Source organism: Flagellimonas olearia, assembly GCF_009184425.1.
Classification (GTDB): domain Bacteria; phylum Bacteroidota; class Bacteroidia; order Flavobacteriales; family Flavobacteriaceae; genus Flagellimonas; species Flagellimonas olearia.
On sequence record NZ_WELG01000025.1, the window covers coordinates 1 to 642 of the forward strand.

1 protein-coding gene is annotated in these 642 nt (G+C 57.3%); it reads left to right on the forward strand.

Features of this window, described 5'->3' with window-relative positions:
- Positions 1–642: IS30 family transposase (locus tag F8C76_RS19860; RefSeq protein ID WP_170284063.1), on the forward strand; the 642-nt coding region annotated here is incomplete at both ends.

Below are 642 nucleotides of genomic sequence, written 5' to 3' on the forward strand. Positions count from 1 at the left end.
CGCCATCGCCAGACAGATAGGCTGCGCCCCGTCCACCGTTACGAATGAGCTTCGGCGAGGCACACCGGCCCGCAAGAGCAACAAGGGGAAAGCTCCAGGTTACTCCCCCACGCTGGGAGAAGCCGTCTATAGGGCCAACAGAGTGTCCTGCCACAGGCATCCGAAAGCGGGCGTCTGCAGCAACTTTACCAGCTGGGTGGTTCGGCAAATCCGGGAACACAAGTGGTCCCTGGATGCCTGCTGTGGCTATGCCAAGCGACACAGCCTGTTCGAGCCGTCGGAGATGGTCTGTTCCCGTACCCTCTACAACATGGTCTGGAAAGGGCACCTCTCCATCCAGCCAATGGAACTGCCCGAGGCGTTAAAGCGCAAAGCGAAGAAGCATCGTGTGCGAGAGAACAAAAAGCGCTACGGCACAAGCATTTCCAGCCGCCCGGAGATTGCATCTCTTCGTCTTGAAGAGGGCCACTGGGAAGGCGATACCGTGGTCGGCAAGCGAGCGGGTAAGGAGGCTGTTGTCTTTTCCTTGTTGGAGAAGAAGACGGAAACCTACCTTGCGTTCCGTATCCCTGGTAAAACCAGTGAGGCGGTGATGAATCTCATGAACACCCTCCATGATGAGTACGGAGAGCACTTCTCTCA